Origin of the sequence: Butyrivibrio sp. WCD2001 (genome assembly GCF_000424485.1) — a bacterium.
Classification (GTDB): domain Bacteria; phylum Bacillota; class Clostridia; order Lachnospirales; family Lachnospiraceae; genus Butyrivibrio.
This window is the reverse complement of sequence record NZ_AUJZ01000001.1, coordinates 204,386-224,115: the sequence shown is the minus strand read 5'-3', so window position 1 is coordinate 224,115 and position 19,730 is coordinate 204,386. Positions and strand designations below refer to the sequence as shown.

Below are 19,730 nucleotides of genomic sequence, written 5' to 3'. Positions count from 1 at the left end.
TCAGATGATTACTTTTTATGATGCATTGTTTATCATCTCATCAAAAGCTTCTTTTGTCATAAGAATTTTCCTGGGTTTCGTTCCTTCTTCAGGTCCGACAACCCCGGCATCACTCAGTTGGTCCATAATTCTTGCAGCCCTGTTAAAGCCTATCTTATATAATCTCTGCAACATACCGATGGAAGCCTTTTCCTTCTCAATAATAGCCGCACCTGCCTGTGCAAATAAAGGATCCAGATCCGAAGCCGTATCAGCAGAATCCGAAGTCGTAGACTGCTGGCTTGATTTCGTGCTTACTTCCATACTTGAAATCTCTTCCGAAACATTTTGTCCATAACCCGTTTCGACACCCTGTGTTTTAACAAAATCCGTTACCGACTGCACTTCGTCATCGGATACAAAACATCCCTGAACTCTTGCAGGCTTATTGTAGCCTCTCGGGAAGAATAGCATGTCACCCTTTCCGATAAGCTTTTCAGCTCCATAGCTGTCAAGAATTGTCCTTGAATCCACGCCGCTTGAAACCGCAAAAGCAATCCTGCTTGGAATATTTGCTTTAATCAAGCCTGTAATAACGTCAACCGAAGGTCTTTGCGTAGCAATTATCAGATAAATTCCGGCTGCTCTTGCAAGCTGAGTCAGTCTGACAATCGAATCCTCAACTTCGTTTTTAAACTGCATCATAAGGTCCGCAAGCTCATCTACGATAACGACGATTTCAGGCATCTTCTGCATCTCGGGATCATGCGATTGCTCGCATAAAGCATTGTACCCCTTAAGATCTCTTACCTTTGCATTGGCAAATTTCTTGTATCTTGTTGTCATCTCGGCAACTGCCCAGTTTAATGCAGCAGCAGCCTTCTTGGGATCTGTAACTACCGGTATTAACAAATGCGGTATCCCATTATAAACTGATAATTCGACTATTTTAGGATCTATCATTATGAGTCTTACATCTTCAGGTGAAGCCTTGTAGATGATACTCATAATAATTGTATTTATACATACCGATTTACCCGAACCTGTTGCTCCGGCTATAAGCAGATGTGGCATCTTGGCAATATCCGTTATCACAAGTTTACCGGCGATGTCCTTACCTATAGCAACGGAAAGCTTGGACTTTGACTTCTGAAAATCTTCGCTCTCAATAAGATCTCGCAGTGCAACGGTAGAATTCTCTTTATTAGGAACCTCAATACCTACCGCTGATTTTCCCGGTATCGGCGCCTCAATTCTAATGTCCGTTGCCGCAAGATGCATTTTTATGTCATCCGCAAGGTCAACAATCTTTCTTACTTTAACTCCTGCCTCCGGCTGAAGTTCATATCTTGTAACCGAAGGTCCTTGGCTGATATCCGTTACAGTCGCATTAACATGGAACATTTCAAGAGTCTCCTGAAGTGTTCTGGCTGTATCCTTCAAGTGTTTTGCCGAGTCACCTCTTCCTTTAACACCTTTTTTCAGGAGATTAAACGGAGGGTATTCATATTCCATAACAGGCTTTTTTATAATAGTCTGTTCCTGTCTCTTCTCAGCAGCCTCTCTGTTTTTGGAGCTCGTAATATAGTCAGTACTGTGAACAGCATATTCACCGTTATAGTCAGGGGCAAGATTCTCTGCGTGAATTGGTATGTCAGTAAAGTCATCCTTTTCTTCCTCGGCTTTAAGACGAGCCACGGGCTTTTGATTTTTTACAGCCATAAGGGCACTTCTTGCCGCGCTGTCATCCTCTTCATCAGAATAAGCATCATCCGGAGCAGAAAAATCATCACCTATTCTGATAATCCTGTGTTCCTTTTCGGGCTCGCGCGTCTTTACAGCCTTCATGACATATTGTCCGTCCGGCTGAGGTTCGGTAGAAATTGAAGGATTAAACTTTATCTCATGTATATCATCATGAACCTCTTCGTCGGGAATAAATGTCTGATGTTCGGGCTCATCATCATTGTCAAAATCTATTCCATGTATCCTGAATTCCTGTTCCTTTGAAGGCTCTTCCTCGAAATAGTCCTCATCTCCATCCTCTGCAGAGATGGTTGTGTCCATGCTGACACCCGAAACCTTCCTGTCCATCCTGAGAATTTTGGCATCCTCTTTCTGTTCAAGCAGGAGCTGTCTTTCCTCTTCGATGCGGTTTTTCTCTTCCTCTCTATATTTTGCGCGCTCATCCAGGCGTTCTCTGTAAAACTCAGCTTCCTGTCTGGTTCTTTCGATCACATGCCTGCCGCCTTTTTTCACCTTGCCAAGCATAGATTTCTGTGTAAACAGTGAAATCCCGGTAAAGCCTGCCACCATCATTACAATAAGCGTACCCGCGAGAGACAGGTTGTGATAAACAGCATAAGTGATGCTTCCTGCTATCATTCCGCCGCCATTACGAGCGTTTTTGGCTCCGTCAAATATGTCTGCGGCATTGTATGATGTCATACTTTGAACTCTGCCTGTAATAAGTTCAAAAAGCATTGAAATTACAATAAGAACCAAAAGTCCCGATAATATTTTCCTTATCGCAGCAGGGCTTGCTCCGTTGGATAAAAGCAGCGCTCCGGAGGCAAAAAATACTAAGGGCATAATATATGCAGCGATACCGAAAATACCAAACATAATATCACTTAAAGTATTACCGATAGACCCGCATATCTTAAAATTGCATAAAAATAAAAAGACCGCCAGCGCTGCAAAAGCAATTAATAAAATCTCACTCTTTACAGCATAGTCCAGGGTATCCTCCTCATACCTTGCGGAAGGTCTCCTTTCATTGGTTGCCGATCTTTTTCTGGTGTTATTTGTTCTGCTCGCACCCGAGCGTTTTCTTGAATTACTTGTAGCCATACTCACCCATTACTTTTTTCAAAAAACTCATCCCAATATGCGTTTTCATAGAAGGCGCATACCACGAAATAGTATACCATTTTTGAAGCCTTTGTGCTATACTTAACACGCTTAGTTAACGCTTTTCTATTTTTGGAGGAAATTGATTATATGGAATTTAAACAGGAACTTGAAACCGGACTGCTTAAACAGATCGGCAACAACGAATCAGAGCTTAAAATCAGAGAAGTTGCTTCCAAATGTCGCCTTTTGAAGACAGAGAATGGCCTTAAGGTAGAGCTTTCATATACCGGTCCTAACGCCAGCAAATATCTTCAGTATGTGGAGAAACATCGCGAGGAGCTTACAAACTATCTTCTTCACCCCGATGATGCTGATCTTTTCGAATGGATGGAGGCAAGTCATCAGACAAGTCTTACTCTCAGAAAGCATGAGAAGGAGAAACTTATACTTTATGTAAATTTTGATCCCGAGACCATGGTCATCAAGACAGGTATTGCCGATGAGAACGTAACTATGAAGCTTGGAACTCCGCTTATGAAGGCCAATATCAGTAATATGACCAGAAACGAATTCAAGCTTGCCATTTATGATATGCTTCTTCTTGCTGATGAGATTTCAATAGCAATGGATAATTCGGAACTTAAGAAGATGGCTAACATCGAGATGGTTAAAGTTTATCTCTCCGAGATTTACGACAAATACCACGAAGGTACCCCGGAATTTTAATTTCTGATAATACGACCGGTGATAATTATATTGTCTTAAAACCTCGTTGCCTTACGGCATAATCGGTTTTAATACAATATAATTATCACCGGTCTTCTTTTATCAAAAACTCTACTTATTTTTCTTCATTCCACTATTTAGTACAATGAAAATATTCTTCTGCGGAAATTCTCATCATGGTTTCATTGTAATATTCACTTAGCATAGAATTATACAGGTGTTCATTTCTATGATGATATTTTAAACCGCAGCGTTCTATAACATTTCTGGATTTTTCATTTCCGTCAAAAAATCCGCACCAGATGGAATTCAGCCCTATCTCAGTAAAACTATATCTCACCAGCTCCGAAAGCGCCTCTGTGGCATATCCGTATCCCCAGTAATCCTTCCCGAGCCAATAACCGATTTCAGCTTCATCGTCTCTCATGATTCCACGATTTTCGCAGCTTCCAATCCGTACTCCTATACTTCCGATCGGAGTATTTTCATCATCCTTCAGAACAATCGCATACTCACCGTCATCTGACAATACAGCTCTGATAATTGCTTTGGAATACTCGGCATCTTTATGCGGAAGCCATCCGGCTCCTCTCCCAATCTCAGGATTTTTTGCAAGTCTGTATAAAATATCAGCGTCTTTCTCCTTCCACTTCCGAAGGATCAGACGCTCTGTTTTAATAACATCAACCAAAATCAGTTATTCTCCTTTGCAACAAACAAAGTACCTACATGCTTTTTGTTGATAATGTCATACAAATTATCCGTATTGCTTCCATTTGTAATAAGTACATCAACACCTCTGGCTGTAGCAAACTCAGCTGCCTGAAGTTTTGTAACCATACCTCCTGTGCCTCTGTTGGAGCCACTGCCATCAGCAAGATCATACATAGTTTCATCGATCGTCTCAACCCGACTGATAAGTTTTGCATCAGGATACTTTGAAGGATTTTTATCATAAAATCCATCGATATCAGATAAAATAATAAGCTTACATGCGCCGCAGAAAGCTGCCACAAGAGCTGACAGCATATCATTATCAGAAAAAAGTTTCTGATCAGATTCAATCTCTGCATGGCTGACAGAGTCATTTTCATTAACGATCGGTATAATATGGTTCTCAAGAAGTGCGTCAAATGTATTCTTGAGGTTCTCTCTTCTCACCGGATCTTCAATATCATCATTATCAAGAAGAATCTGTCCGCAAAGGCGTCCGTATTCTCCAAAAAGTTTGTCATAAAGATGCATCAGTTCACTCTGACCCACCGCAGCAGCAGCCTGTTTAAGACGCAGGTCCTTAGGCTTTTGTTTAAGACGCATCTTGCCTGCTCCGACGGCAATAGCGCCGGAGCTGACAAGAACAAGATCATATCCAAGATTTTCAATTCCTGAGAGCGCCCTGCATAAAAGATCAATCTGATGAATATTAATGCCGCCATTTTCATTGGTGATAGTCGAAGTTCCTACCTTGACTACTATGCGCTCTTTTCTGATTTTTTTCGGACTCATTACATATATCCTTTATTAATTATCTGAATCTACAATTTTGTTAAGATAGTAATCAACGCAGCCTGTTGTGTTGTTCTTCGTGTATCTGTAGTTTACACGAATAATAGTTGTAGCATACATACTACTCTCGAGAATATCTCTATCCTCTGAAACCTGTTTCTCGCCGCTGAGCTTAATTGTCTTATTGTTAGCACTGGTAGTCCAGTAAAGTGTAGGATGTACCTCTTTGCTTTCGTTTGTTACATTCTTATATCTTCCAACCTGAACAGATTCAAGCGTATAACCTTTTCCCATTTGTACAGCAAACTTACCTTTACTGAGCTCAGTTACATAATTAACTGTACCAAGGCCATATTTTGTTGAAAGATCCTGACCTGCAAAAGTAGCTCTTGCAACCGGTGTTGTAGCATTTATGAAAATTGAATATTCCTGATCATCAACCTTGAATTTAAATTTGTAACGCTTAGCTGTCTTTGTAAAGAATGAAAATCTGTAAGTTACTGAATCGGTCTTATCCTCGTACTCTCTGTAAGTAAGCTTATATCTAAGTTTGCTTGAGCACTTGATATTCTTTATCTTTGCATCCTCATCATTAATTGTTACGGAAAGAACATTCTTAGCATACACGCCAGGTGTAATTGTAACCATGCTGTTTCCTGTTGCCTTATAAACAAGAACACCTCTTTTACTGAGAACCTGTGTTGTCTCATTTACATCAACCTTTGTAGCCGCGTTTACGGTAACTGCAGTTGTCGGTACAGCGCTGATAATAAATGCTGCGGCAAGCGCAGATACGATAAACTTCTTTAAATATTTTACCCCTTTTATCATACTAACCTCCTTTTTATGCCTACATATTTTGTGCATAAAAACATTCTAAACACAAGAACATGTAAATTGCAAGGAAAATCAGACATTGGGCAAGAATTTATAATATCTTTCAATGAAAAAAATCGGCTCAATAGTTATTTACAAACTATTAAACCGATTTGTGTGAATGGATTAGGCGGGAGTCGAACCCGCGTCCAAAAATCCGTCCCCTGTCCTTCTACTGTCATAGCCGGCTATTGTGGCAAAGCCATTTCCCTCTCATAACCGGAAGTCAGCGCCCTAATATGAGAAGTAGCCCCTGATACGACCATAGCTACGGAGCACTCACCATGTCGTTTCCTGCAAAGTTGACGTCAGTTACTGAATGTGCAGGTGCACTCAGGCTGACGCGCCGCATTTAGGCAGCGATTGCTAAATTATCTTCAGCGTTTATATTTAAGTTTGAGGATTAACGCACCATCCTGCGGACAGCTTCTCCAGCTTCAGAATCCCTGTCGAAACCTTTACTAACCCTTGCTTGCCTGATAAGTATATACTGATTATCGTCCAAAATCAACTAAACTTATAGTTTATCTCAGACTCACCTTGTAATCTCTCATTGCCTCTCTCTGCTGATCTCTCTTAGCGGTTGATTCTCTCTTATCATAGAGCTTTTTACCTTTAGCGAGACCAATCTGAACCTTGACCTTACCATGCTTAAAATATACCTCAAGAGGAACAAGCGTATAGCCTTGTGCCTGTGAAGCCTGATCAAGTTTTCTTATTTCAGCCTTATGAAGGAGAAGCTTACGAACGCGAAGCGGATCCTTGTTAAAAATATTACCTTTTTCATAAGGGCTTATGTTCATACCGCAAATATATGCTTCGCCCTTATCTATACTAACCCAGGCCTCCTTTATACTGCATTTCCCCTGCCTTAAGGACTTAACCTCAGTACCTGCAAGAGAAATACCTGCTTCATATTTTTCCTCAATGAAGTAATCGTGAAATGCTTTTTTGTTATTTGCAATTAATTTTATGCTTTCGTCAGCCATGACGATCATACCTCAATTCTTTGTAGTCTTAATATATTAAGCCATATTATAGAAAAAAACAATAAACCACGAGTTCACATTATTATTTTTTCTTTCTACGCTTCCCCTGGCTACTCCTTGCCGCTTTCGAAGTTGCGGACTTTTTGTACTTATGTACTTTATATACTTTCCGTCCGCTCTCTGTTTCCGCCTTCTTAGCGCTCTTTTCGCTCTTCTTAGCCTTAAGCTTACTTAATTTCTTAAGTTTTGAAGCCTCTTTAAGGATTTCTTTTTTCTTTTTTTCGCTCAGCTTATCTCTTTTCTTTCCGGAAGCTTTCTTTTCCTTTGCTGTTATAACAGCTTCCTCGGAATCCAGAGATAATTTCGAAATCTTTGCGGCGCGAAGCTTAGCAGGAGTCTTTTTCTCAGGCTTCTTACCTAACTTCTTATCTACTTTCTTACTTGCAGATTTCTTTTTATTTTTCCCTTTAACTAATTTCAGATGACCGTTTTCATCCTCTTCATAGTAATCCTCTTCAAAGTCATTGTCATAGTCAAGGAAATTCAAATTATCGCCGTAATTATCCTCATTCTCATCGACAATCCTGAAATCAATTGTCTTTGCAAGTCTGTCTGTATCATGAACTCTTACAGTGACCGTCTGCCCAAGTGCGTATACTTTTCCCGTTCGCTCTCCGACAAGTCTATAGTTATCCTCATCGAAAACGTAAAAATCATCCTCCATAGTGACAGCCGGAACCATACCTTCACAGGTATTGGGAAGCTCAACAAACATTCCCCAGCCGGTAACACCGGAGACAACACCTTCGAACGTTTCTCCAATATGAGATTCCATAAATTGAGCCTTTTTCAGTTTTTCAGTCTCGCGTTCTGCTTCTTCAGCTCTTCTTTCAGTATCCGAAGAATGTTTGGCAACATTTTCAAGGATATCTTTGTAATGCTTAAGCTTATCATCATCCATTCTGCCTCTCAGATAATCCTTGATGATCCTATGAATCTGGAGGTCAGGATATCTTCTGATAGGTGAAGTGAAATGACAATAATATTTACAAGCAAGACCGTAATGACCAAGGCACTCTGTACTATACTTTGCCTGCATCATACTTCTTAGAGCTATTCTGCTTATAACCGCTTCTTCCTCGGTTCCTTCAATCTTTTCAAGGAGCTTTTGAATCTCGGAAGGTCGTATCTCTTCAGCTTTTACATTCAGATGCAAGCCAAGTCTTGATATAAAAGCATTGAGATTCGCAATTTTTTCAAGATCCGGCTGCTCATGAACACGATATACAAAAGGAGCCTGCATCCAGAAAAAGTGCTCCGCAACAGTCTCATTTGCCGCAAGCATAAAGCTTTCTATCATTGACGTCGCTGTATTTGCAACTCTTATATTAATCTCAAGAGGATTCCCTTCTTTATCAAGAGTAATCTTTGCCTCCGGAAAATCGAAATTGATCGCTCCCCTTTTTGCGCGCTTCTTCTTCAAAATCTCTGAAAGCTCAGCCATCTGTCGAAACATCGGCACAAGCTCTTCATATCTACTAATTTCATCAGGATCTTCATCCTCTAAAATAGCCGCAACGGAAGTATAGGTCATTCTCTCGTTAACATTTATCACCGTTTCAGCAATCTGATGAGATAAAACCGCACCATTTGAATCAATATCCATAAGACAGCTGAGAGCAAGCCTGTCTTCACCGTGATTAAGAGAGCATATACCGTTGCTTAACCTGTGGGGAAGCATAGGAATTACTCTGTCAACAAGATATACGCTCGTCCCGCGCTTAAGAGCCTCCCTGTCTAGAGCTGAGCCCTCCTGCACGTAATTTGTTACATCAGCAATATGTACTCCGAGATGATATATCCCGTTTTCTACCGTCAATGATACAGCATCATCCAGATCTTTCGCGTCTTCGCCGTCAATCGTGACCATTGTCACACTCCTAAGGTCAAGGCGTCCCTGATAGTCACCTTCAATAAGATGATCCTTGCACTTTTCAGCCTGGTTCATCACCTTTTCAGGGAAAACACTAGGAATATCATATCCCTCAACTATTGATAATATATCAACTCCGGGATCATTAATATTTCCTATTATATCTGTTATTTTACCCTCAGGCTTCCTTCCCTTCTTTGGATCACCATAATCAGTGATAGCGACCACAACCTTATCTCCGGTAACTGCACCTCTGGTGTGTTCCTTCAATACAAAAATATCCTGTGTGAACCTTAAGTTGTCAGGAATTACAAAACCATATGTATGTCCATCCTGAAAGGTACCAACAACCTTTTCGACAGCCCTTACAAGGACTCCCACAACTCTTCCCTCGTCGCGCATACCGCCGTTCTTATTTTTGTCAGAAGTTATAACAACCTCTACGGTATCACCCTGAAAAGCTCCGCCGGTATACTCGTCGGGAATAAAGATATCCTCATCCCTGCCCTCTACTTCAACAAATCCAAAGCCTCTCTGGTTTGAAATAAAAGTACCGACAATATTCTCTTTTTTATTCATAATCTTCTTTTTGCTCATAATGTCTTCCTTTATATCCTTCCAAAAGAGCCTTAAATCTAAATAGATAGAATGCCGCTTGCTTATTTCTCATAAGATAAAAAGGGCACTCATTTAAGAGTGCCCTTAAGTAAAACAACCTGAATTTAAAATACAGTCATGTTAAGAACTATACTGAGAACTATGAAAAGCACAGAAAGTACAACTGTTACCTTCTTAAGAATGCCCTCTCTGGAACGTCCTTTAATCTGACCCCAGTAAGTAGTTTCTGCAAATCCCTGTATAGAACCAAGTCCCTGAGTCTTACCCTCCTGAGCAAGAACCAGTGTTACAAGTGCGACACAATCAATAATAAAGATAATTGCCAAAACAATTTTCAAAGCTGCCACGAAAAAATCCCTCCTAATATTTCACAAATACTCGTCTAAGATAACATAAATAATCGTAAAAATCAACAAGTATTAAATTACAGCTTACTTCTTAATAAGAAGTGATTTTCCTGTCATCTCGGCAGGCTGCTCGTAACCCATGCACTCAATAAGTGTAGGAATGATATCTGCAAGGCATCCACCCTCTCTGAGTGTATATGCAGGATCATAGTTAACGAGGATGAAAGGAACAGGATTTGTTGTATGAGCAGTGAAAGGTTCACCTGTCTCATAATCGATCATCATATCAGCGTTACCGTGGTCTGCGCAGATGAACATTGTGCCATTCTTAGCCTTAACGGCCTCTACGATCTTACCAACACACTCATCTACTGTCTCAACAGCCTTAACCGCAGCATCAATAACACCTGTATGGCCTACCATGTCCGGGTTAGCGAAGTTTGTAACAACAACATCATACTTATCTGAATTAATTGCCTCAAGTACTCTGTCGCATACTTCAGGAGCGCTCATCTGAGGCTTAAGGTCATATGTAGGAACATCCTTAGGAGAATTAACAAGGATTCTGTCCTCACCTTCATTGGGCTCTTCAACTCCGCCGTTGAAGAAGAAGGTTACATGTGCATACTTCTCTGTCTCAGCGATACGAGCCTGCTTCATGCCCTTAGCTGCAAGCCACTCACCAAAGGTATTGTTAAGAAGAACCTTCTTGAAAGCAATCTCCTTGTTGGGAATGAGCGGATCATAATCTGTGAAGCATACATAAGTAGTCTTAATGCGTGCTCCTCTGTCAAACTTATCAAAATCATCATCGCAGAAGCAATGTGTAATCTCTCTGGCTCTGTCAGGACGGAAGTTGAAGAAAATGATAGAATCATTATCCTTGATAGTAGCTGTGGGAGCGCCATCCTTCATGATAACTGTAGGAATAACGAATTCATCTGTCTTTCCGTCTTTATAAGTCTGAACCATGCACTCGTGAGCGCTGTCTGCCTTGTTGCCCTCACCCTTTGTCATGGCATCATATGCAACCTTGACACGGTCATAGTTGTTATCTCTGTCCATTGCATAGTATCTGCCGGAGATAGTAGCAACTGCACCTACGCCGAGTTCCTTCATCTTGTCCTCAAGCTGCTGAACAAAATCTATTCCTGATTCCGGAGGTGTATCACGACCATCAAGGAAGCAGTGAACATAAACCTTTGAAAGTCCGTTTCTCTTAGCAAGTTCAAGAAGTCCGTAGATATGAGTAATGTGACTGTGAACACCACCGTCACTTACAAGACCGTACATGTGAAGAGAAGAATCATTTTTCTTACAGTTATCGATAGCAGCCATAAGGCCTTCGTTTGTAAAGAAATCGCCATCTTCGATAGACTTTGTGATTCTTGTTAACTCCTGGTAAACGATACGTCCTGCACCCATATTCATATGGCCTACTTCTGAATTACCCATCTGTCCGTCCGGAAGTCCAACTGCAAGTCCGCTTGCATTACCTCTAACATAAGGATAGTCCTTCATAAGGCCGTCAAGGACGGGTGTATTTGCCATAGCAATAGCATTTCCCTTCGGATTGTCGTTAATTCCGAATCCGTCCATAATTAATAAAACTGTTGGTTTAGAACCCTGCATATTTATGCCTCCATTTATAAAATTTAATATTTTTACTCAAATATCAAGCGATTTATCGGTTTCCACACAGTAGTATACCCATAAATCGCTTGTTTTTCAAATAAACTTTTTATGTAAATTGTTATTACAATTATTGAAGCTTTGCCTCTAATCTCTTAATGTGTTCTTTGACAGCTGTTTTTTCTTCCTCTGTCATCTTCTTTTTGCCTGCTCCTATGACATTGTATTCGACAACTTTTATCAGTTCAGACGCTCCTCCGTTTGCCTTTTCATCCATATCAAGCTCATTCTGAAGAGCTAAAACAGCTACCGCAGTGGTCATTTCATCATCTGATTCATCCGCCTTCTTATATAAGAACTCGTATAACTTTGTTCTGACTTCATCGGAAAATGTCTCTTCCGTATCGCTTAACACCACTAAAGATAATAATATCAAAATACTTGATTCGACGTTTCCTGATAGATCGAATGAAATTCTTTTTATCAGATCTGACACTCGCAGTTTATATCTCTTTTGTCTGGACATTTTCTGGGGCATACCGGCCATAAGCGAATGGTCGTAAGCATTTCTGATATCCTTATCGGTTTTCAATAGTTCCGCAAAAGCCCATAGCATAGCTGCTATTGTCCTTTCGGACAGTTCATCATCCCTGCTGCTCATTCGAATTACACTGCTTCTCTCACCCGAATCGCTATTCTCATCATCATCATCCTTAAACTGACGCACCATAAGAAAATGTGCGGCATCAAGTGCGGCATGCATTATATCTCTTGAAAACACAGGATCAAGATTTTCATATACTCTGGAGCCTGTACACATCACAGCTATTAAAACCGAAAGATCAAAAACTGTCTCGTCATAAGCTTTTCCGTTTGTATCTTTCAGTGTATTCAGTTCAGAGCTTTCATATCCCTGATATAGCTTTTCCAGAACAGGACTTGTTGTTTCAACCAGCTTTCTTATCTCTCCTATGTCATCGGAACGCCCTGTTTTATCGGCTAATAGTTCATATGCATACAGTCTGAAGATTGTGCAAAGCTCCTCCATATCACCATCAAGGAGCTTTGCATTTTTTATAAATACATCATCTATTTTCTCATAATTCATCATGAGCTCTATTTTAGTTTATAATTCAAAACTTCGTCAAATGCATCCTTGTCTGCAGTAATCTTTTGTTCATTACCAACCGTTGCAATAGCAGCATTTTTGAAGAGTTTTTCATAGCTCTCCGCTGCTTCCTGCTGCATGCTGATATCTGCGTTTCTTATATCATTTACTGTATCCACATAGGCATTTTCATCAACACCCAGAATATCCCTTCTGATTCTTCTGACAGCATCACTCCATATACCTGTCGTCCTTGTTTCATCGCCATAAGCATTGAGGACATAGCCTTTGTAATCCTCTTTATCAAGCTCAGCTGTTTTTATAAACTCCGGTATACCTTCCAGTGTCTTAATGGTATCCTTTACGTTTGGATCGGAATATGTGTATGCCCCAAGCTCATAACACCTCAAAACGGAATAGGCTCCTGCCGAATAAGCTCCCATCTGAAATCTCATCTTAGGTACTATATACTTATCACTTGCAGCAAATAAGAACGGTACATAGGCTCCCCTGAATTTTTCATCATTTCTGAAATCAATATCAAAGATAGTATAATTTTGAGAGTTCTCAACAATTACTCCGGTTTTCAAAGCCAAAACAGGAAGATCATAAGAAGTCCCGGTTTCTTCATTTTCCTCAAGTCCTGAAAATGTATTTGCTGCAGTCTTAATAACCTCTTCATTTTCTGTCTTTTCAGCAACGGACGAGAAAATAAGATTTGTTTTTGTAAATGCTTTTTTCCTTGTAGTCTCAATATCAGCTACAAATTTATCAAAAACATCATCCGAATCGATATTGTCGTCAAGATTCAAAATATAATCATATATATCCTTATTATAAATATCTATAGCGAACTTTTCCGAATCAGCCGTAATCGTTGTTCCGGCTGCCGTAGCATAGGATTGTGCCAGGGAATAGGCATCGCTCTTCGCCGGATTATAGTTCTCACAATATTGGGAGATAATATGTTTAATATTGGTTTTATCACTCAAATCCGTTTCACATATGACATTCAGAACAAGATCAAGCGACTTATCAAAATCTTCGTTTAATCCCCTCCATAGGACATGCAGCATTGGTCTGTGATTTTCCTTTGCCTCCTTATTAGGATAAAATAGTCCTGTTGAAAATCCATTCAGATATTCACTTTCAAGAAGTGTCAGTTCGTCTGTATCATATTTATTTGTATCTACCTCAAACAAAAAATCAGTATAAAGTATTAGTGTCTTTATCTCATCCCTGGATAAACTGCTTAAATCAAAGTAGATATCATAATAGCCGCCCCTGCCGGCTTCAATATCCGAGGTATAATATGTAATTCCATCTTCCTGCTTTTTCTCAAAAGAAGAAGTCAGATATTCCGGCAAATCCTTAATATCTATCAAGAAGTCATTATTTGAAAGCTCTTTTTCATTCCAATCATTGAATTCCTTTGTCTTTTGAACAAATTCTTCAATTTCTTCCTCTGACATCTGTGCCTTTTTATTTTTCAGATAATCCTCTAATTCATTATCATGTTCTTCAGCAAGCCCGGGTTTAGGAATAGCCGCTACAAGAACACTTCTTGCAGGTGTCATTGCATCAGCTGCAATCCTTTTAAAGGTAGCCTGCTCATTATCACCAGCAAGCTCATCGAATATTCTTTCATACTCCTCAAAATAGTCAAGTTTCCCGGTTCTTGCCCAATATGCATTGTAAACTTCACTTAAGCCTTTTCCTACATTTGAACTATCCCTAAGAAAAATTGTACCAAGCTCAGTCTCTTTAATATTTGCTTCAAAAATATCCTTTGGTATTCCGTTTTCTGCAACTTCCGCAAGTGTATATTCTGCAATTTCTTTCAAAGACTGCATCTGATCTTCATTTGCATAATCCATCGCGAACATAAGAACCGGCTTTGCAAGATCCGTTACAATTGAAGAAGAAACAGGATTTGAGATACCATCCTCGATAAGCTTTTTATTCATACAGGATGCATTATTATTAATTAATGTCGTCAGAAAGTCCCACTGTATAAGCTCATCGTCAGAAGCATCCTCCATATCAATTGCATAAAAGATTCTGCCACTATCTTCTACAGAATCACCTTCATATGCAGGTATATACTCAACCTTCTCAACATATCCGTCCTCTGTATGTGAATCCTCATATTCACTTAAGTCTGTTCCATATACTTCATACTTTGACAAATATTCTGTATCAAGAAACTCTAAAAATCTGTCTATATCAAGATCTCCATAAAGAGAAATCAAGCTGTTATCAAAATGATAACACCTTTCATACGTATCAATTGTATGTTCATAGGTTAGATCATCATAATGATACTCAGCTCTACCTATCATATTAGATGCAATCTGTCCGGGGAACATATTATCTATAAGGGCATTGAGCGAGCATTCCGAAAGGTCAGTTAAAAAGCCGTAGTCTTCCGCATATACCGTACCATTTATGCCAATATCACCTTCAGGATCATCAAGCTCAAATCTAATAGCTTCCCTTTCAAAAATTTTTTCATCCTTCAAAATAGCCGGGTCAACCATGCAACTCATATAAGCATCCATCATAGTCATGAGCTGATCCTCACTCATGGATGAAACCGGATAGTAGGTTGTCGTCAAATTTGTATGTGCATTAACATATGTATTATATGATTTATTGGCAATATCAAAGAAAAGATCCTTGGAAGGATATTTTTCGGAGGATGCCAAAATCGCATGCTCAAAAATATGATTAGTATCAGTCTCATCTATATAGGGAGTTTTGTAAGCGATGCAAAAAGACACTTCCGGATCAGAGTTCTTGGTATAAACAAGATCTGCTCCGCTCTTTTCATGCTTAAAGGTATATATATCAGAGCTAAGAAAACGGCTGCTGTACATATCATTTAATTTAAAACCATGATATGTCTCACCGACAGCCATCTCCCCTGCCATTTCGTCATTTGAATCCCCGGCTTCTTCAGACATATCCTCAGCGTTGCCTTTCGTAGTTTCCTCTGGCTGATCCTCATCTTTTTTCGCTTCGTCAGTATCACCTGACTTCTCAACAGCCTCTTCAGCGCTTGTAGGAGTTTCCGAAACTTCAGATGCGGCTGATTCTTTTTTATCAGAATTATCTTTTGCCGGAGCAGCTGTGCTACATCCTGCAACTAAACACAGTGACATCAGAACTGATATTATTTTTTTCTTCATTCCAAACCCTCCAACGTTTAGAGAATACACACAATCATTATTATTTTAGCTTTGATAAAAATAGCCCTCAATTAAATCTCTATTAACTTTTTATTACAAAAAAATAAGCCGGAATTGAAAAAAAGCTTCATGGAGTTTTTATTCCATGAAGCTTTTACACTTTATACTGCAGTTATTTTCTTGTTTTATTTATCTTTTCTTACACCAAGCTTCTCAGTTCTTGGTCTGGCATTTCTTCTGAACTTATCTGCGGATGCCTTCTTATGCATAGGAGAAGCATCTCTCATACCGCGGTCCTTGCTGTACTTACTATCACGGCTTCTTCCATAACCGGAACCCTTGCCGTCTCTTCGTCCTTTTCCATCGCCTCTGCCCTGACCGTCTCTTCTGCCGTGACCGTCTTTTTCAAATCTGCCGCCTCTGCCTTCTCTTCTGTCTCTGCTTCTCTGTCCTCTGTATATGTCACGTTTTCTGGGCTTCAAATCAAGCTCCTCAGGTGCTTTGCCCATCTTAAGTCTCATAAGGCCGGCAGCCAGCTGCTCAATTGAATACTCGTCCTCAGCTACCTTATCATTTAAGAACTCAAGGCAATCTGTAATTTCCCCTGCCTCTATGAGATCGATAACCTCTGCAAAAAGCTTTCTGGCCTTGGCTCTTGTGATTTCTTTTGCTGAAGGAACTTCACCTTCTTCAATCTTTGTATGACAGATTCTCTCAATATCCCTGAGCTTATACATTTCTCTGGGAGATACAAGTGAGAATGACTGTCCGCTCTTACCGGCACGACCCGTACGGCCTATTCTGTGTACATAATATTCGATATCTTCCGGTATATCATAGTTGAATACAGCAGTAACACCGCTTACATCAATTCCTCTTGCGGCTACATCTGTTGCAATAAGGAAATCCGCCTGTCCGAATCTGAAAAGATTCATAACGGTATCTCGCTGGAACTGGGATAAATCTCCGTGGAGTCCTTCTGCCCTGTAGCCCTTGTTCTTAAGAATGCCTGTAAGCTCATCGACTTTACGTTTTGTATTACAAAATACAAGACTTCTTACCGGCTGATGATATTCAATAAGCCTTGTAAGAACCTCTTCCTTATAATTTGACGGAACCACATAGTAGTACTGCTCAATTGATTTAACAGTGATTTCCTTGGGTGTCATCTTTATGTATTCCGCATCGTGCTGATATTTTCTTGTAATCTGTAAAATAGGTTCAGGCATTGTCGCTGAGAACAACGCAGTCTGCTTCTCTTCAGGCATGCCGTCGAGAATTGTTTCTATATCATCCCTGAACCCCATATCAAGCATTTCGTCAGCTTCATCAAGTACAAGAACGCGCACATCGTTCATTTTCATAGTATGGCGTCTCATATGATCCATAACGCGCCCGGGAGTGCCGACAACAATCTGAACTCCTGATGATAATGCACGAATCTGTCTTGAAATGTCCTGTCCTCCGTATACAGGAAGAACCTTGATTCCATGCATATATTTTCCAAAGCTTCTGATATCATCGGCAGCCTGCATTGCAAGCTCTCTTGTGGGGCACAAAACAACTGCCTGAAGATGTCTGTTGTCCGGATCTATCTTCTGAAGGAGCGGAATACCAAAGGCAGCAGTCTTTCCTGTTCCGGTCTGAGCCTGTCCGATAATATCTACTCCCTTCATCATTACGGGAATAGCAGCCCTTTGGATAGGAGACATGTATTCAAATCCCATCTCCGTGATAGCTCTGAGAACCCTCTCGTCAATGCCTTCGGCTTCATCGTAGCGAACCTTGACTTCTTCGTTTGCTTCAGCTTTCTTTTTATCTCTATCCTTATGATCTGCCCTTTTGGGATCTCGTTCTTTTGTTCCGGAAACTGCTTCGGAAATTCCTTCTATGTTCTTTTTGATCTCGTATAAAATATTGGACATATTACCTCTTTCTTATTTTCATAAATAAAAAGGGACGATCATTTAATATGTCGTCCCCAATAAACACATTCAAATTACACAATGCAAAACTATATCATCAATTTCGATTTTACACAAGTAATTTATTTTTTAAATTACATATCTCCACTCATCACATCTTTATTTTTTATGATGTAGTCACAAAGAGAAATAATTGTAAGTGCAAGTGCTATATACATAATGATCGTGGTAACAAGCTGAAGCTGCGGCAGATTGATGATCATAAGAATTACCATGAACATCTGGAAGGTTGTCTTAAATTTGCCCCAATAGCTTGCAGCAATAACTCTTCCGTTCTCAACAGCTATAAGTCTGAAACCGCTTATAATAAACTCTCTTGCTATAATAATAACAACAATCCATGAAGGAATTCTGTCAAGCTCTATCAGACAGATCATTGCACTGCACACAAGAAGCTTGTCAGCAAGAGGATCCATGAATTTTCCGAAATCCGTGACCAGATTATACTTTCTTGCAATTTTGCCGTCAGCAAGGTCAGTAAGCGATGCAATAATGAAAATCGCAAGCGCTATCCATTTATCAGCTTCACCAAAGATATTAGCAAGCAAAAACAGTACAAAAAAAGGAATCAAAATAACTCTAATTACAGTAAGCTTATTCGGTAAATTCATTTTCATCTTCTTTCCCCTCCGTTAACTCCCCAATCAGGTCATAATCATTTGAACCGGTTATAAGAACATCAACAAACTGTCCGCTCATTAGGTCATAGGGCACATTCATAATAAAAAGGTACCCATCGACATCAGGTGCATCCATGTATGTCCTAGCCACATAAGTACTACCGTCATAATCATCATCGTCATCATCGGTTATTCTCCCCTCAATAACAGCGCTGACAATCTGACCGATTCTGTTTCTTGCAGCTTCAAAAGCAATTTCCTGCTGCAATTCCATTATATCATTTCGGCGGCTTTCTTTCACCTCATCCGGAATTTGATCCTGCATATCTCCTGCCACAGTTTCTTCTTCCTGTGAATAAGCAAAACAGCCAAGCCTGTCGAACTTCATCTCTTTTACAAAAGACATGGTCTCTTTGTGGTCTTCCTCAGTCTCTCCGGGAAAACCGGCTATAAGAGTAGTCCTTATACATATATCGGGAATCTTATCCCTTATCTGCTTTATTCTTTCTGTAATCTCTTCCCTGTTTGTAGCTCTTCCCATCTGCTTTAAGATGTGATCAGAGCCGCTCTGAATCGGAATATCCAGATAATTGCATACCTTGGGAAGTTCCTTTATCGTATCAATGAGTTCATCTGTGATTTCCTCAGGATAACAGTACATTATTCTGATCCATTTAAGATCATCTATATCTGACAGTTTTCGAAGAAGCTCGGGCAATTTTTTAGCGCCGTAAATATCTGTGCCGTAAAGAGTAGTCTCCTGAGCAACAAGAATTATTTCTGTTGTTCCCTGTAAGACAAGCGCTTTTGCCGATTCGATAAGTTCTTCCATCGGAACGCTTCTGTATCTGCCCCTGACCTTGGGAATTACGCAGTAAGTACAGTTTTTATTACAGCCCTCTGCGATTTTAAGATAATTATACTGACCGCCTGTAGTCTGTATCCTTTTCAGATTACCATATGGCTTCTTCTCAAGTGAATCAAGATAAATTTTATTATTATCATTCTCTTCAAGTACAGAATCAAGCGCTTCCACAATATGTTCCACCGAAGCGGTACCGAGAATCCTGTCAACTTCCGGAATCTCTTTCAGCACTTCTTCACGATATCTCTCAGCAAGACATCCGGTTACAATCAGTGCCTTATACTTTCCGCTTTTCCTATACTCACCAAGCTCGATAATCGTGTTGATACTTTCTTCCTTCGCATCACCAATAAAGCAGCATGTGTTTACCACTGCTGCTTCGGCTATTTCTTCATCATCTGTAAATTCATGCCCCCGCTGTGACAGCATTCCGAGCATAACTTCAGAATCAACACGGTTTTTGTCACAGCCGAGAGATACAAATAATATTTTCATATTG

Annotated in this window: 14 protein-coding genes and 1 other RNA gene; 1 reads left to right on the top strand and 14 read right to left on the bottom strand. The window is 40.0% G+C overall.

Translation table 11 applies throughout. From position 1 onward, the window contains the following. Positions 1-15: 15 nt before the first annotated feature. Positions 16-2,832 carry an FtsK/SpoIIIE family DNA translocase gene (locus G630_RS0100985; RefSeq protein ID WP_026497455.1) on the bottom strand — a complete coding sequence of 939 codons (2,817 nt, stop codon included), beginning with the start codon at positions 2,830-2,832 and terminating at the stop codon, positions 16-18. A 150-nt stretch (positions 2,833-2,982) separates the two neighbouring features. Between G630_RS0100985 and G630_RS0100980 the strand changes: the two genes are divergently transcribed. Beyond that, positions 2,983-3,561, top strand: coding sequence for a hypothetical protein (locus G630_RS0100980; RefSeq protein ID WP_022760057.1), 579 nt, complete (start codon positions 2,983-2,985; stop codon positions 3,559-3,561). A gap of 133 nt (positions 3,562-3,694) precedes the next feature. Here G630_RS0100980 and G630_RS0100975 read toward each other — a convergent pair whose 3' ends face one another. The 13 genes from G630_RS0100975 to rimO form a co-directional block, all read right to left on the bottom strand. After that, positions 3,695-4,252: a GNAT family N-acetyltransferase gene (locus G630_RS0100975; RefSeq protein ID WP_022760058.1), complete on the bottom strand. Its 558-nt coding sequence runs from the start codon at positions 4,250-4,252 to the stop codon at positions 3,695-3,697. A 2-nt stretch (positions 4,253-4,254) separates the two neighbouring features. Continuing rightward, complete coding sequence (proB, locus tag G630_RS0100970) at positions 4,255-5,067, bottom strand: glutamate 5-kinase (protein WP_026497454.1); 813 nt, start codon at positions 5,065-5,067, stop codon at positions 4,255-4,257. A gap of 15 nt (positions 5,068-5,082) precedes the next feature. After that, positions 5,083-5,898 (bottom strand): hypothetical protein, encoded by an 816-nt coding sequence (locus tag G630_RS0100965; RefSeq protein ID WP_022760060.1) that lies wholly within the window; start codon positions 5,896-5,898, stop codon positions 5,083-5,085. A 164-nt stretch (positions 5,899-6,062) separates the two neighbouring features. After that, positions 6,063-6,411, bottom strand: a transfer-messenger RNA (tmRNA) gene (ssrA, locus tag G630_RS24080). A gap of 56 nt (positions 6,412-6,467) precedes the next feature. Further along, entirely contained in the window at positions 6,468-6,932 is a 465-nt protein-coding gene (smpB, locus tag G630_RS0100960; RefSeq protein WP_022760061.1) for an SsrA-binding protein SmpB, read from the bottom strand. Positions 6,933-7,014: 82 nt separating this feature from the next. Next, complete coding sequence (gene rnr / locus G630_RS20175; protein WP_044958378.1) at positions 7,015-9,462, bottom strand: ribonuclease R; 2,448 nt, start codon at positions 9,460-9,462, stop codon at positions 7,015-7,017. 125 nt (positions 9,463-9,587) lie between these two features. Continuing rightward, positions 9,588-9,830: a preprotein translocase subunit SecG gene (secG, locus tag G630_RS0100950; protein WP_022760063.1), complete on the bottom strand. Its 243-nt coding sequence runs from the start codon at positions 9,828-9,830 to the stop codon at positions 9,588-9,590. A gap of 84 nt (positions 9,831-9,914) precedes the next feature. Further along, positions 9,915-11,462, bottom strand: coding sequence for a 2,3-bisphosphoglycerate-independent phosphoglycerate mutase (gene gpmI, locus G630_RS0100945; protein WP_022760064.1), 1,548 nt, complete (start codon positions 11,460-11,462; stop codon positions 9,915-9,917). Between the two features lie 130 nt (positions 11,463-11,592). Further along, complete coding sequence (locus G630_RS0100940; RefSeq protein ID WP_022760065.1) at positions 11,593-12,570, bottom strand: hypothetical protein; 978 nt, start codon at positions 12,568-12,570, stop codon at positions 11,593-11,595. 8 nt (positions 12,571-12,578) lie between these two features. Continuing rightward, on the bottom strand, positions 12,579-15,761 hold the full coding sequence (locus G630_RS0100935) for an insulinase family protein (protein WP_026497453.1): 3,183 nt from the start codon (positions 15,759-15,761) through the stop codon (positions 12,579-12,581). A 185-nt stretch (positions 15,762-15,946) separates the two neighbouring features. Continuing rightward, positions 15,947-17,686, bottom strand: coding sequence for a DEAD/DEAH box helicase (locus G630_RS20170; RefSeq protein ID WP_081667746.1), 1,740 nt, complete (start codon positions 17,684-17,686; stop codon positions 15,947-15,949). 134 nt (positions 17,687-17,820) lie between these two features. Next, the gene (gene pgsA, locus G630_RS0100925) at positions 17,821-18,357 is read right to left on the bottom strand and encodes a CDP-diacylglycerol--glycerol-3-phosphate 3-phosphatidyltransferase (RefSeq protein WP_026497452.1); all 537 of its coding nucleotides are present in this window, start codon (positions 18,355-18,357) and stop codon (positions 17,821-17,823) included. Next, positions 18,341-19,726: a 30S ribosomal protein S12 methylthiotransferase RimO gene (gene rimO, locus G630_RS0100920; protein WP_026497451.1), complete on the bottom strand. Its 1,386-nt coding sequence runs from the start codon at positions 19,724-19,726 to the stop codon at positions 18,341-18,343. Before rimO ends, pgsA begins: the two co-directional genes overlap by 17 nt. Positions 19,727-19,730 lie beyond the last annotated feature (4 nt).